Annotated in this window: 8 protein-coding genes, 1 other RNA gene and 1 pseudogene; all 10 read right to left on the reverse strand. The window is 56.5% G+C overall.

The window, feature by feature from the left end:
- Positions 1 to 23 precede the first annotated feature (23 nt).
- The 10 genes and pseudogenes from AC0QKW_RS06950 to rpoB all read right to left on the reverse strand — a co-directional run bounded on the left by AC0QKW_RS06950 (position 24) and on the right by rpoB (position 15,246).
- A complete protein-coding gene (locus tag AC0QKW_RS06950) occupies positions 24 to 1,226 on the reverse strand; it encodes a glutathione S-transferase family protein (protein WP_473150337.1) in 1,203 nt (400 codons plus the stop codon).
- A gap of 20 nt (positions 1,227 to 1,246) precedes the next feature.
- Complete coding sequence (locus AC0QKW_RS06955) at positions 1,247 to 1,891, reverse strand: response regulator transcription factor (protein ID WP_473150338.1); 645 nt, start codon at positions 1,889 to 1,891, stop codon at positions 1,247 to 1,249.
- 316 nt (positions 1,892 to 2,207) lie between these two features.
- Positions 2,208 to 2,750, reverse strand: coding sequence for a fasciclin domain-containing protein (locus AC0QKW_RS06960; protein WP_473150339.1), 543 nt, complete (start codon positions 2,748 to 2,750; stop codon positions 2,208 to 2,210).
- A 145-nt stretch (positions 2,751 to 2,895) separates the two neighbouring features.
- The gene (locus tag AC0QKW_RS06965; RefSeq protein ID WP_473150340.1) at positions 2,896 to 3,072 is read right to left on the reverse strand and encodes a hypothetical protein; all 177 of its coding nucleotides are present in this window, start codon (positions 3,070 to 3,072) and stop codon (positions 2,896 to 2,898) included.
- Positions 3,065 to 3,706, reverse strand: coding sequence for a hypothetical protein (locus tag AC0QKW_RS06970; RefSeq protein WP_473150341.1), 642 nt, complete (start codon positions 3,704 to 3,706; stop codon positions 3,065 to 3,067). The genes AC0QKW_RS06965 and AC0QKW_RS06970 overlap by 8 nt, the downstream gene beginning before the upstream one ends.
- Positions 3,707 to 3,798: 92 nt before the next feature.
- The gene (locus AC0QKW_RS06975; protein ID WP_473150342.1) at positions 3,799 to 4,143 is read right to left on the reverse strand and encodes a hypothetical protein; all 345 of its coding nucleotides are present in this window, start codon (positions 4,141 to 4,143) and stop codon (positions 3,799 to 3,801) included.
- A 427-nt stretch (positions 4,144 to 4,570) separates the two neighbouring features.
- A complete protein-coding gene (gene rnc, locus AC0QKW_RS06980; protein WP_473150343.1) occupies positions 4,571 to 5,302 on the reverse strand; it encodes a ribonuclease III in 732 nt (243 codons plus the stop codon).
- 57 nt (positions 5,303 to 5,359) lie between these two features.
- An RNA gene (gene rnpB / locus AC0QKW_RS06985) (RNase P RNA component class A) lies at positions 5,360 to 5,737 on the reverse strand.
- A gap of 182 nt (positions 5,738 to 5,919) precedes the next feature.
- Positions 5,920 to 11,829 (reverse strand): annotated as a pseudogene (locus tag AC0QKW_RS06990) (DNA-directed RNA polymerase subunit beta').
- A 108-nt stretch (positions 11,830 to 11,937) separates the two neighbouring features.
- Entirely contained in the window at positions 11,938 to 15,246 is a 3,309-nt protein-coding gene (gene rpoB / locus AC0QKW_RS06995; protein WP_473150344.1) for a DNA-directed RNA polymerase subunit beta, read from the reverse strand.
- Positions 15,247 to 15,297: the final 51 nt, after the last annotated feature.

Raw genomic sequence — 15,297 nt, forward strand, 5'->3', positions numbered from 1 at the left:
AGAAGGCCTCTCAGCCGTGCCATCTAAGCCACAAACTTTGCCGGGTCTTGATCGCGACGATGGTGGGTGGGCAGCGGGTCGGGCTGAGTGTCTCCAGCGAGGGCAGCGGTGGCCTCTAGGGCTTCGCGGAGCCGCTTAGCGGCATAGATCGACATATCGCGGGGCACATTGATGCGATCGCGCAGATACCGTAGCCCTAGCTCACTTCCCGCTGGCGGCTGACAAATGTCTCCTGTGATCAGGTAAGTCAACGCACAGCGCAGAGCCAAGTCCATCACCTCCTGAGCAGCAGGGTTGACCGCGATAATGTTGTCCCGATGCTTCAGCGTGCGGGCTAGCGCCTCAACGCGGGAGTTCTCTGGCTCTGGGTAGGCTACATCGGGCAGGCCCAGCCAGGGACCACGATCTACCTGAGCCTGGTTGCGTCGGGTCTGGGGCAGATCATTCTCGTAGCAGCCGCCCATCTGCGGCGGCAGATCGTGCACATGGGTATGAAAGTCGCTCTGGGTACCACGATAGGTAGAACGGCTCTCTAGCCCGTTAAACCAATCATTCAGCCGAGGGCTGGCCTCCCGCAGCGAGTAACCCTTGTAGTAGTAGAGGCTGGCATTCATGCGCTCGACGTAGGGCACAAACACCACATCGGCAGTGCTAAACTCTGGCAAAAAGAAAGGGCCAGCCGTGTTGGCCAGCGCCTGCTCGACTCGCCGCACCACGCCTACAAACTGCTCTCCGGCCCGTTGGTCGGCAGTGGCAGACCGAGGTGGCTGACATAGCCACATACACCAAGCCCGAAACAGCAACCGCTCCAGCTGTCGCAGGGGCACCACCTGGGGGTCTTTCATACCCCAGACCAGAGGGCCAAAGGCGATCTCCAGGGCTAGCAGAATATTGTCGCTCTCGGTGATCATGCGCCCGTCTAGCTCCAGAGCGGGCAGCATGCCCGACGGCACCTTGCGCTTGTACCAGGCTTCTTTCTCTCCGTAGCAAAACATGGTGACCTTTTCGACCCGGTAAGGCACCTGCTTTTCTTCTAGCCACAGCCACACTTTTTGGCAGTACGGGCACCAGGCGTGATTGTCGCGGTAGAGGGTCACCCGCACCGCAGATTCAGGCTGGCCAAATAGGCGCAGCCGAGACTGAGCATTGGTCGGCCCGTTCACATAGTCAACAGCAAAATCGGCGATCGCTTCTAGGGCCGACCAACTCAATGGAACAGAGGTCATAGGGGCGGAGTATTAACAGTTCAGGCCTTATTGTTCTCGATCGCCCAGCGGGCCAGCTCGGTACGATTGTTGAGGCCAGTTTTGCCCAGCATGTTGCTGACGTGGCTCTCAATGGTGCGCTGGCTTACCTGCAGCTCGTTGGCAATCTCACGGTTAGCCATGCCCCGAGCCACATACTGCACAACTCGCAGCTCGGTAGGGGTCAGCTCAACGTCAAAGGGCACCTGAATCGCCGGGCTACTGCTGCCTTTGATCTGCTGCTTGATCAAGCGAGAAGCCTGCTTGAGGGAAGACTCAACCTGGGCCACCAGTTCCTCGGGTTCAAAGGGTTTGACCATATACACATCGGCCCCGGTATTGAGACCTTTGACCCGGTCTTGACTCTGGCCCTTGGCCGAGAGAAAGAGAATAGGAATCCATTCTGTAGTGGGATTTTCGCGCACATGGCGAACAAAGGCGTGGCCGTCCATCTCAGGCATCATCACATCGCAGATGATCATATCTGGGATGGTGTGGTCTAGTAGCTCCAGCGCCTCGCGACCATTGCCCGCAGTTTTGACCTCGTAGCCGCGAAACTCTAAATAATCTTTAACTAACAAGATTAAGTTAGGGTCGTCATCGATCAGCAAAAGCTGCTTTTGGTCGCCGGGGGTAGAATCCTTCATGCTTTGTTGGTCACTGCGTTGAGCTCGTATCCTTGTCTCTCAAGTATGCCCCTGAGTTGTGGTGCAATCCCATGCCCTGGCACGGGTAAGGTTACACCCAAAGGCCATCTGGTGTAGGGGTATTGGCCTAACCCTTACTGCTGATGATACTTCAACAAGTTGGAATCAGCGCTGGACTTGGTATAACCCGCAGGATTGCCCTCAACCGAGGGCAATCCTGCGGGTTCGTCATACTACAGGGTTGATTTTGTGAAATTGATGGAGCGCTACCTGCTGCGTTGATCTACCAGTAGCGCTTACCCACCTGTAACGTCTGCTACATGGGTAGCAGCACCGAGTCAATCACGTGGATGACGCCATTGCTGGCTTCGATATCGGCAGCTACTACGTTGGCTTCATTGATGGTCACGGATTCTTCACCCACCATTACCGAGAAGGGGGCACCAGCCAAGGTTTCTACTTCCCCAGAAACTAAATCGGCAGCTCGCACCTCGCCATCCACCACGTGGTAAGTCAGCAGTTGGGTGAGTTGGTCGCGATTCTCGGGCAGCAGCAGCGCTTCTAGGGCACCCTCGGGTAGTGCCTCAAAAGCTTCATCGGTGGGGGCAAATACGGTCACCGACAGGTCGCCGTTGCTGAGGGTTTCAGTTAAACCCGCGGCCTCAATGGCGGCGGTGAGGATTTCAAAGTCCTCATTGCCGGCAGCAATTTCAGCAATAGACAGGCTAGCTTCAGCCTGCTCTTCCATCTGGGGCTTATGGGTGTCAGAGAAAGCCTGCTGAGGAAAAGCTGCAATGGCGGCAGGGGCAGCGCCAAACAGCAGCAGACCAAGAGCGATGCGAAGGGTGTTCGGAGTCATGCAGATTACGTCCTAACAGGGTTGTAGAAATGACCAGCTAAGAAAATGTTACGTTTCTTAACCAGCGCTTACATGTTGTAGCATTCTGCCCCTGAGGCTTCACTCTATCGCTAGACAGAGTTCAGAAGTTCCGCGATCGCAGCTATCAGCGCCGTTGTTGCGGCTCTGGTACCCCGATCAGGTCGAAATGATTCATGATCTTGACAATGCCAAAGGCTGTGATGCCACCGATCAATAGCCCCGTTGCGAGCAGCGTCAAAAAAGCCCGGCGCATGGCTCGACGTGTCTCCGGAGAAACTTGCTGCTGGAGGGGATCATTCATTGCGCTGTAGGTCTAGCTGCTCTCGCCCAGGCACAGACTCCATGGCAGCTAGCACAGCCTGCCGGGCAGCCAAGATATCGCGCTCTTCGCCCCCCAGGTACAGACGCCCAAAGCTGCCCACCGAACTAATTTGCAGGATGTTGATCAGGGCGGCCTTCTCAGCTTCGTTGGCGGCCAGAGAAGCGTAGGCGGCGGGCTCTACCTCAAAGACGTAGAGGGTTTGGCCTGCCACGATCATGTTGCCCCTGCGACTGCGGTTAATCAACTGTACGTGGTGGGGGTCGAGATTGCGGATTACCTGGCTAGAGATGATGCGGGGTTTGAGCCGTTCACGGTAGCTGACGCCGAGAGCCTCAAGCATGGCCCCTCCTGCTGCGTGCACTTCTCCCTGGTTGCTGGCATGGATCTCTAACAATCCGTAGAGGCGCTCTACGATCAACGTGCCGGGGCGCACCACTGCTGCTTTCAGCCCAATGTCGAGAATGCGGTTAATCTCAATACCAGGCGAGATCTCTATCCACAGGGAAGCGTCGCCCGGCAGCGGTAAAAACCCCAGCGACACAGTGCCCATATAGGCAGCGTGCTGGGGTTGAAGATTATCAATGTAGACATAGCTGCGAAGATCGACGCCCAAGGCTTGGTATCCCACTTTCCTTCCTTGGTAGTATACCGGTCTGGCGTGAGAACTTTTTGCTCCGAGTACTTGCAGACTAGGTAATATCGGGGCTAAAATTTTGACCCAAAACCAATTGAGGTCGTGCCCATGGCGTCGTAGACGGTTAGCCCCAGGGGAAGCCTGAGTTCTCCAGATTCGTCGAGCAGATCGTTGATTAGGGGTATGTCCAACGACTGCGTCAAGTCTTGATTGTTGCTACTGTCCTGTCGACCTACCTGGCGCTCGAGCTCCCGAGCTAGACGGTTGAGCCGATCTTGGCTGTGTTGTTCGCCCCCTAGGACGTCTGCCATAGTGACAGGTGTAGTCTGCAAATCTTTGGGTGAGGCCATGGCTTGCAGGGGCAGGCCACAGATCCCTAGGGTTAAAACCGCTGTCAACCAGGGTAAGTATTGCATGGGTGGGTTGTGTGAGGGTGATCAAAGATTGACGACGAGGAACTCAAACCCTTAGCCGCCAATAGCAATGGCCATTTTCCGCAGGGCTTCGTGTGTAGAACCGATCTGGGATAGCGTAATGACCCACCACCCTCATTTCAGAACTATGCAGAATATCCTGACGGCGCTGGCAACGACTATATCTGGACAGTGAGCTTACCTAGGTATAACCTGGTCGGCCAGATTGTCAAAGCAAACTTATTTTGAGTTCATAAAACCGCAACTAACGGTTGCAGTGTCATCTACCTGCCCCTAATGTAGCCAAACGGCGAGGGACCCGAGATCGCCCCTCAGAGAGAGTTGTGCCAATCTGATTGGGGGGCTAGACGCTGACATCTCTATCTACAGGTCTAGGTTAGGAGGCGCAGCTTTCGCTCCTCTTTACTTCTTAGGATGGGGTTTCAGGAGTGGAGCTGAGGGACTGGGCCAGGCGATCGTAGGCAGCGGCGGCGGCGGCTTGTTCAGCTTGTTTCTTGGTGGGGCCATGGCCAGTGCCCCAGCAGGCTGATTGAAACCACACCGCTGCCTCAAACCGCTGGGGGTCGCCATCCACCGGCTTTTGCTCAAGAGTGCGGTACTGGGGCACAGCCTTGCAGTGGGCCTGGGTGAGTTCTTGCAGGGCCAGTTTGGGGTTTTGCCGACTAGGGTCTTGGCGTATGGTGGCGATTAGCTGTTGCAGCGGTTTGTCTAGCCAGCGATGGATGAGCTTAAGGGTGTGAGTCTCTAGATATAGGGCGGCTACCAACGCTTCTAGGGCGTCGGCAAGGTGGGTGGGGCCAACGCCCATGCCTTTAGCTACGGATAGGTAGGGGGGTAAGCCCAATTGTTGGGCGAGCTGGCCTAGGGTGCGATCGCTGATTAGCTGCGATCGCACCGCCGATATCTCTCCCACCGAGGCCTCTGGATACATCCGTTGCAAACATTCCGTCGCCATCAGCCGCAGCACCGCATCCCCTAGCAGCTCGAGCTGCTCATAGTTGTAGGCGATATCAACGGATTTGTGGGTTAGCGCCTGATCTAGGCGCACCCAGTTAAAGGTAGGACTGACCGGTAACTCCAGGTCTTGAGCACATTGCTTCAGCTGCCGCAGTCGATGGGACGGCAGATCGGTTGTGGACATAGAGCTGTGGCCATTGTCGCGGTCGGTCACGGTTTTCGGCAAAGTCAGAAGAGAGAGGGAAGGAGGTAGACATAAGCCGGGTTCTGTTCCCCCGTCGCCGGAGGGGCGGTTATCTATCTGGGACGTCTGTTACCAAACGCCTCTTGCGGTACTTACAGCGGGGCCGGTAAAAGACCAACCTAGCCCCTCGACCTTGCTCCCGACCGGGGTTTACCGAGCCAGCACCTCTCGATGCTGCTGGTGCGCTCTTACCGCACCCTTGCACCCTTACCTGTGCCCTTGGATAAGTTTCCTGAAGGCCATCGGCGGTATGTTTCTGTGGCACTCTCCTCACGGTCGCCCGCACTGGGCGTTACCCAGCAAGTCTGGTCTTTCGGGAGCCCGGACTTTCCTCAGGTTGGCAATCGCCAACCCGCAACCACCTGCGCTACCTCCCTCTTCTACCTAGTCTAAGCCCAAGCGGAAGATACAGAATGTTTTAGCCACACTGGCGATTGTTTAAGGCCTCTGGTAGGGCTGTCGCCCTATAGACCTAGACTAGCGATGCAAACCCACACCTAAAAAAATCCCCCCAGCTACTCTAGCTAGGGGGAAATACTCAACGCTCTAGATGGCGATTAGAGAGTGTCGGTATGATCGTCAATTAGCAGATCATCGTCGTCGTCGAGACCGACCCCATTGCTCGGTGCCGGGAAGTCGCCGTTGCCTCGCGCTGGACCTTCATCCAGCGACATGCCGCCGATCATTTCGTCATCATTGAGCATACTGAGGTTGCCCTCTAGGTCATAGCTGCGGGCGGTGAAGTCATCAAGCACCACGTCTTGCAGCACCATATCGTCGTCCAGAATGGCTGATTCATAGGCAGAGTCTAGCTCTGGAGCAGGAGACTCTTCATAGGCGTTATAGCCCGTCCCCGCTGGAATCAACCGCCCGATGATGACGTTTTCCTTCAGACCCCGCAGCCAGTCTGACTTGCCCTCGATCGCAGCCTCGGTCAGCACCCGGGTGGTTTCCTGGAAACTGGCCGCGGAGATGAAGCTGTCGGTGTTGAGGGATGCCTTGGTGATACCCAGCAGCACTGGTGTATATTCTGCGGGGGCTCCACCGGTAATGGCCATGGCCTCGTTTACCTGCTCCACCTGGTAGATTTCAACCAGCTCACCGGGCAGCATGGTGGTGTCGCCGCCGTCATCAATGCGGCACTTTGACGACATCTGCCGCACAATCACCTCAGTGTGCTTGTCGGAGATATCAATGCCCTGGGACTGGTACACCGACTGTACCTCATTCACCAGGAACGACTGTACCTTTTGCAGCGCCCCCAGGGCAGCATCGTGAATGCCCTGCCCCAGACTGAGGTTGTACTTAAAGAACACCTCTAGGATCTGGTGAGGGTTGGGTGGGCCATCGGTGAGGTGCTCGGCAGCACTCACCCGCTGGCCGTCTGCCACAATTACGTTTTGACCGGGGTTGATCGGATACTCAGCCACAACACCATCGTCTTCAACGATCTTGACCTCGACGGTTTCATCGTCGCTATAGACTACCTGGGCGGTGCCGGGGCGCTCAGACAGCACGCAGGCCTCCTTAGGTTTGCGCGCCTCCAGTAGTTCCTCAATGCGAGGAAGACCCTGGATGATGTCGCCGGTCTTAGCTCGCTCAAACACCAGCAGCACTAGGTTGTCACCCCGCTGCACCAAGTCACCATCTTCGATGTGCAGCACGGCTCCAGTCGACACCCGGTAGGGACGGGCAAGACGCAGGGAAATTTGACCATCTTGAATGGCTGTCACTACCCCAGACTCTTCGTGGGTAAGCTCCGGTGCCAGCTCGGTGTCAGCTACCACCAGATCGCCCACGCTAACGGTGGGAGTTTTGCCCTGAAGATCGACCTTCATGCGGTCAGACTCACGCACCACCAGCACTCGGCGAATGGCCTCTTGTCCGTCGCGAATACCCCGAACTTCTCCCGCTTCTTTACAGCGAATCTCAGTGCGGGCCACTACGGCACCGGGTTCAATCTGCTGGCCTTCTTCTACCAGCAGACGAGTGACCGTACTGCCTTGGGTTTGGTCAGCCACCACATCCCGGCGAATCACCTGAGTCTCAAGTACTACCATCTGTAGACGCATGAGGTCGGCGTCGGTGTCGTCTGGCACCAGCTCAATGTCGGCCACCACGTGGGGCGACTCATCTTCAATGTCAAGCACCAGCTGGGTGCGCAGAAGCTCAACCCCATCTACTGACTTGACCCGCTCCCCATCTTTGAAGGGAATGCGCTGAATCGCACGGAGCTTAATCGACCCGGTGGCATCGGCAGCGCTGTCTTGACTGGGCACAGCGGGCTCGTTAGGCACCACGTACTCCTCGACGGGCCGCAGCAGCAGTGCCGGACCATCGGGGGTCTCGACGTATTCCACATAGCGCAGCGCGGTAGCGGTGAGGCCGGGCATGACATCTTCCCCGGCGTTGACTAGGGTGCCGTCACGGTCCATGACATCTTCAGGGGCATCCACCATGTGAATGTCGCCGGGCTTGACGACGATTTCCCGCAGAATGTCGTTTTTCTGAGTGACCTCAACCACGCCGCTATTCTGGCAAAAGATATCTTTGACTACTTCGGTACCAGCCTCAATGTACTGGCCGTCTTCGACCATCAGTAGGGAGATGTCTTTGTTGACCTCGTGGGCCTCCTCAGGAATCCACAGCAGAGTCCCGCCCTGGACAACTTCGTAGCCTTGCTTACCCTTACCTTTTTTGGCCACGTCTACGCCAGAAAACTTGACTATACCGCCGGTTTGGGTGTGGTAGCGATCGTCTTCAAGCTCGGCGATGACCTGGCCGCTGGTGACCTTGGCTCCCGGCGTGGCAATCAGCGAGAACCGCTGACCATGAGCAGTTTCAATGAAGTAATGCTCACGCCCTTGGCCTTGCTCTTTGCGCACCTGAGCTTGATCGAGCATCACTGAGGCGGTGATGATTTCTACCTCACGGGTACCCTTTTCGTGGTCGGCCTCGGGAAGCCGCACCAGACCGCCTCGCTCGGTAGTGAGTTTGGTTTCAGCCAGGGTGTCGTTGGCGTTGACATAGTCGCCGTTGCGCACCACCGGCTCGGCGCTAGGGGGTAGGTTGTACACGTCCCCAGCCAGCACCCACAACAGACCACCCCGTTGGGCTAGACGAGTGGTGTTGCCCTGGCGGTCGGTTTTTTCTTCCTGCACTAGGCCGGCAAATCTCACTTCTCCGGCTAGGTCAGAGGTCACGTCTTTAGTGGCTTTTTCGGTGACCTTGCGGGTGCGGCCGGCGGAAGGTAGCTCCGCCAGTAGCTGTTCTTTTTTCACGATTTCGCCGTCGTTGACGAACAGAATCGTGCCCTGGGGTAGAGATTCGGATTTGTTCTTACCGCTGCCTTCAATCACGATGTCGGCGTTTGACTCGATCATCAGGGCATCTTCACCGTAGCGAGTGCGGAAGACGCGAGTCTTAAGGTTTTTGGGCAGCTTAACAGTGCCGTCTTTGGTGGCTTTGATACGGGGGGCGACTTCGCCCGTGAAGGTACCGCCGGTGTGAAAGGTACGCATGGTCATCTGGGTACCCGGCTCACCAATGGACTGGGCAGCAATGATGCCTACTGCTTCGCCCAGATCAACCATTTCAGAGTGGGCCAGGCTCCAGCCGTAGCAGAGGCGGCAGACAGAGCGGGTGGCTTCGCAGGTCAGGGGCGATCGCACCACGACCCCCTCAACGCCAGCTTCCGCCAGCATTTCCGCGATCTCTGGAGAAACCGGCTGATCTTTCTCTAGCAGCACCTCACCAGTTTTAGGGTGCACCACATCTTCCGCTACAACCCGGCCTAGCAGACGATTTTCGAGAGGGATCAACACCCGCTCACCGTCGGTCATACTCTGCAGCGGAATACCCCGAGTGGTGCCACAGTCGTGCTCGCGAATGATCACATCCTGAGAGACATCTACTAGGCGGCGGGTGAGATAGCCCGAGTCTGCCGTACGCAGGGCGGTGTCAACCAGACCTTTGCGCGCCCCGTAGGAGGAGATCACGTACTCGGTAACGGTCAGTCCTTCTCGAAAGTTGGTCTTAATCGGTAGGTCAATGATTTCCCCCTGGGGGTTGGCCATCAGACCCCGCATGCCCACCAGCTGGCGCACCTGGGAGATATTCCCCCGCGCCCCCGAGAAGGCCATCATGTATACCGAGTTGAGGGGATTATTTTCTTTGAAGTTTTTGACCACCTGGTCTTTCAACTCTTCGCTGGTGTCGTTCCAGGTGTCGATTACTTTGGTCAGACGCTCTACCTCAGTGATTTCACCTCGGGTGTAGCGTTCTTCAGTAATGCGAATGTCTTCTTCGGCAGCGGCCAGCATGCCTTTTTTCTCTTGCGGTACCTGAAGATCTTCTACGCTAATAGAGACCCCAGCCCGAGTGGCGTACTTAAAGCCCAGCTCCTTGATGCGATCGGCCATCTGGGAGGTACGGGCGGTGCCGTGGTGGGTAAACGACCAAGAGATGAGCTTTTTGAGCTGCTTTTTGTCGATGATGCGGTTGCGAAAAACCGGAGGATTTTGAGGTGCCCCTTGCTCAGCCATAGGTTCTGCCTTTTAGTGATGTGCCTGTGATGTGTGCGGTTGATGGCCCTAGCTTGCGATCGCGTCTAGTACTGCTTTGTTATAGATAATTCGGCCTGGCGTAGTCTTGACATATTGAGAGATCAAGTTGCCCTCGCGGTCTAAACGCACGCGGCGATCGGTATAGACTTCGGTGATCGTGCCGTCCTCAGACTCCATACGCTCTGGGGCCGTATCCCTTGGCTGGTCGGACTCGACCTCACCATCAAAGCGCAGCCACACCTTGGCGTGGAGATCCACAAGTCCCTGCTCAAAGGCCATGATGGCGTCTTCCATGCCGGCAAAGTAGTGACCTTCCCCCTTGGTGGCGTCGGGGTTCTCCGCTGTCAGGTAGTAGCAGCCCAACACCATATCCTGGGACGGGGTAATAATCGGCTGACCGGTGGCAGGCGATAGCACATTATTAGATGCCAGCATCAGCAACCGCGCTTCAGACTGAGCCTCCAAGGAAAGAGGCACGTGTACTGCCATCTGGTCACCGTCAAAGTCAGCGTTAAAGGCCGGGCACACCAGCGGGTGCAGCTGAATGGCCCGCCCTTCCACCAAAATTGGCTCAAAGGCTTGAATGCCAAGACGGTGCAGGGTCGGCGCCCGGTTAAGCATCACCGGGTGGCTTTCAATCACCTCCTCCAGCACATCCCACACGCTGGGGTCATTGTGCTGAATTAACTTCTTCGCCGCCTTAATGTTATTCACCAAGCCCTGACGAATCAGCCGGTGAATAACAAAGGGCTGAAACAGCTCAATTGCCATTTCCCTAGGCAGCCCGCACTGGTGAATTTGTAGATTTGGGCCAACCACAATGACCGAACGGCCGGAGTAGTCAACCCGCTTACCCAGTAGGTTCTGGCGGAAGCGACCCTGCTTACCTTCAATAATGTCGGAGAGTGACTTTAGCGGCCGGTTATTAGCCCCGACCACCGTGCGACCCCGGCGACCGTTGTCAATCAATGCATCTACCGCCTCCTGTAACATCCGCTTTTCGTTGCGAACGATGATCTCGGGTGCCAGAATTTCCTGGAGACGAGCCAGTCGGTTATTGCGGTTGATCACCCGACGGTAGAGATCATTCAGGTCAGAGGTGGCAAAGCGGCCGCCATCGAGCTGCACCATGGGTCTCAGGTCAGGGGGAATCACCGGAATCACATCTAACACCATCCACTCGGTCTTAGAACCGGTGGCGATGAAATTGTCGATCACCCGTAGGCGTTTGATCAGTTTGGCCCGCTTTTGGCCCTTAGAGTTGGCAATTTCCTCCCGCAGTTTCTCGGCGGTGCTTTCCAGCTCCAGATCCTCTAGAAGCTGCTGCAGAGCCTCAGCTCCAATACCGACCTCAACTCCAGCCAGCTCGGTCTCTTCGTCGTAGAGCTGGTCTTCAATTTCAATCCACTGATCTTCAGTGAGCAGCTGCTTATAGCTGAGGTTTTCAGCGTTGCCAGCATCTAGCACCACGTAAGCATTGAAGTAAACGATTTGCTCCACATCCCGCAGCGGCATATCCAACAGGATGGCGATGTAGCTGGGGATGCCCTTCAGATACCACACGTGGGCTACTGGAGCAGCCAGCTTGATATAGCCCATGCGGTGGCGGCGCACCCGCGACTCGGTGACCTCTACACCGCAGCGCTCACAGACAATGCCCCGATGACGCACTCGCTTATACTTACCACAGTGGCATTCCCAGTCCTTGGCAGGGCCAAAGATACGCTCACAGAACAGCCCGTCCATCTCGGGCTTGAGAGTGCGATAGTTAATTGTCTCAGGCTTGGTAACTTCGCCGACGACTTGCCCGTTGGGCAAGGTGCGCTCTCCCCACTGGCGAATGCGTTCTGGGGAGGCGATGCCGATTTTGACGTAGTCAAATCGCTGTTCTAGCTTGGCCATGCTGGATGTATTCCTTGTAAGCGCTCTCAGTCTGGTTAAAGGGAATCGGCTGACCCTGAAGAGATTGATGTAGCCCCTCCAGGGTCGATAGTTGGAAGAGCTAGGACTCTACTCCTCAACTTCCTCTAGCTCTTCGTCCCGGGCAATGGACTCGTAGGTGGGACGAGAGGGAGTACGACGGCTGTTGACGTCGGCCATCAGATCTACCTCGGTATCACGACTGGTGCCATCTTCGCGAGTTTCCACCTTATGCACCGCGATATCTAAACAGAGGGATTGCAGCTCTCGCATCAGCACCTTAAAGGATTCAGGAGTGCCGGGACGGGGAATGGATTTACCCTTGACGATCGCATTGAGGGCCTCATTGCGCCCCTGCATATCGTCGGACTTCACCGTTAGCAGCTCCTGCAGGGTGTAGGCTGCCCCAAAGGCCTCTAGAGCCCACACCTCCATCTCGCCAAAACGCTGACCGCCCTGCTGTGCCTTGCCGCCCAGGGGCTGCTGGGTCACCAGCGAGTAGGGACCAGTAGACCGAGCATGGATCTTGTCATCGACCAGGTGCACCAGCTTCAGCATGTAGGCGCGACCCACGGTCACCGCCTTATCAAAGGGCTCGCCAGTACGACCGTCCCGCAGTCTGATTTTGCCTGGATCCTCAGGGTTAAAGATCCAGTCTTTGCCGGTGGTCTCCCGGGCCTCCATCAGCTTGCCGTGGGTGGAGTTGCGAGAGGCCTCTTCGCCGTACATTTCGTCGAAGGGAATCACCTTAAACCGAGCGTCAAGATTGTCGGCAGCCCAACCCAGCAGACACTCAAACACCTGTCCCACATTCATCCGGGAGGGTACCCCCAGGGGGTTGAGGGCGATGTCGATGGGGGTGCCATCAGGCAAATAAGGCATGTCTTCAATGGGCAAAATGCGAGAAATAATGCCCTTGTTACCGTGGCGACCAGCCATCTTGTCGCCCACCTGAATCTTACGTTTTAGCGCTACGTAGACCCGTACCACCATGTTGGCTCCAGGGGGTAGCTCATCGCCCTGCTCCCGAGTGAACACCCGCACGTCGACCACGCGGCCCTTTTCGCCATTGGGCACCCGCAGGGAGTTGTCCCGCACATCTCGCGCCTTTTCGCCAAAAATGGCCCGCAGCAGCTTTTCTTCTGGAGGCTGGTCAGACTCGCCCTTAGGCGTCACCTTACCCACCAGAATGTCACCGGAATCAACCCAGGCACCAATGCGGATGATGCCGGTCTCATCGAGCTGGCGCAGAGAATCTTCTCCCACGTTGGGGATTTCTCGAGTGATTTCTTCGGGGCCGAGCTTAGTTTGCCGCGCCTCAATCTCAAATTTTTCGATGTGAATTGAGGTATAGACGTCGTCATATACCAAGCGCTCACTGAGCAAAACCGCGTCTTCGTAGTTGTATCCTTCCCAAGGCATGTAGGCGACCAGCACATTTTGCCCCAGGGCCAGCTCACCACCCTCGGTGGCAGAGCCATCGGCCAGCACTTGACCAGACAATACCTGCTCACCGGGAAACACAATGGGACGCTGGTTAAGACAGGTATCCTGATTAGATCGCTGGTATTTTTGCAGCTCGTAGGCGTGGATATTGCCCTCAGGATCGCGCACTTTAATCAAGTCGGCGTCCAGATAGACCACCTCACCATCGGTCTGGCTGATGATCACCATACCTGAGTCGCGGGCAGCCTGGGCCTCTAGACCGGTGCCCACCAAGGGCCGCTCGGGCTGAAGCAAAGGCACGGCCTGACGCTGCATATTTGAGCCCATCAGGGCGCGGTTGGCGTCGTCGTGCTCTAGAAAGGGAATCAGCGACGTGGCCACAGAGATAATCTGTACCGGCGACACCGCCACGTAGTCTACCTCGGTGGAGTCGGTGGTGGTGAAATCTTGGCGGTAGCGCACCGGGATAATGTCGCCAATAATGTAGCCATTCTCATCGGTAGCGATGTCTCCAGGAGCTACCCGCAGATCGTCTTCTTCGTCAGCGGTCATGTAAATCGGCTCGACATCTTTGAAGACGCGACCATTTTCTGCCTTGAAGAAGGGGGTCTCAATGAAGCCGAACTCGTTCACTCGAGCGTGGGTGGCCAGAGAGCCAATCAGACCGGCGTTGGGGCCTTCTGGGGTCTCAATGGGGCAGATACGACCGTAGTGGGAAGGGTGAATGTCACGCACGGCGAAGCCCGCCCGCTCGCGAGTCAGACCACCGGGGCCGAGAGCGCTGATGCGGCGCTTGTGGGTCAGCTCCGCTAGGGGGTTGGTCTGATCCATAAACTGGGAGAGCTGGCTGGAGCCAAAGAACTCTTTGATCGCTGCCACTAGGGGCTTGGGGTTCACTAGAGAAGCTGGGGTGAGGGAGTCGGAGTCGGAGACGGTCATGCGCTCACGAATAATCCGCTCTAGGCGATTAAGGCCGACCCGCACCTGGTTTTGTAGTAGCTCGCCCACGGAACGCACCCGGCGGTTGCCCAGGTGGTCAATATCGTCGACACTACCGACATCAAACTCGAGGTTGATGAGGTAGTCGATCGCCGACAAGATGTCAGTAGGAGTCAGCACCCGAGTAGCATCGGGCACATTGAGGCGTAACTTGCGGTTGATCTTGTAGCGACCTACCCGACCCAGGTCATAGCGCTTGGGATCTGAGAAACGGGAGTGCAGCAGCTGCTCACCGCCCGCCACAGTAGGCGGTTCACCGGGACGCAGCTTGCGGTACAGCTCTAAGAGAGCTTCTTCTTCGCTAAACTGCCCTTCTTTCTCGATAGTTTTTTGGAAGTATTCGGGGTTGCGCAGAGAGTCAAAAATCTCGTTGTCGGTGAGCCCGAGAGCTTTGAGCAGCACCTGGGCTGAGAGCTTCCGGGTTTTGTCGATGCGCACCCACACTAGGTCGTTTTTGTCGGTCTCAAACTTGAGCCAGGCGCCCCGGTTGGGAATTAGGTTGGCGTTGTAGGTACGACGACCGTTTTTGTCGGTCTCAGACTTGTAGTAGACCCCAGGGCTGCGGACGATCTGGTTGACGATCACCCGCTCAGCACCGTTAATGATAAAGGTGCCGCGATCGGTCATCAAGGGCAGATCGCCAATAAAGACCTCCTGCTCCTTGATTTCACCGGTTTCTTTGTTGATCAGACGAGTGGGCACATACATCTGCACGGCGTAGGTGGCGTCCCGCCGCTTGGCTTCATCAACGTCGTACTTGGGGCTCTTGAGCTTGTACTGTTTACCGAGGAAGTGCAGCTCCAGCTTCCCCGTATAGTCGGTAATGGGCGAAAAGCTTTCGAGTTCCTCAATCAAGCCCTCTTCTAGGAACCAGCGAAAGCTAGACCGCTGAATCTCTACCAGGTCAGGTAGCACAAAGTTGGGGGGAGCTTGGTAAACGGTGGTTTCAGTCATGGGTCTCCTAGTGCAGGCTGGCCAAGTGCAGATTGGCCAAGATCAACAACG

Source organism: Pseudanabaena sp. PCC 9330 (assembly GCF_055795045.1).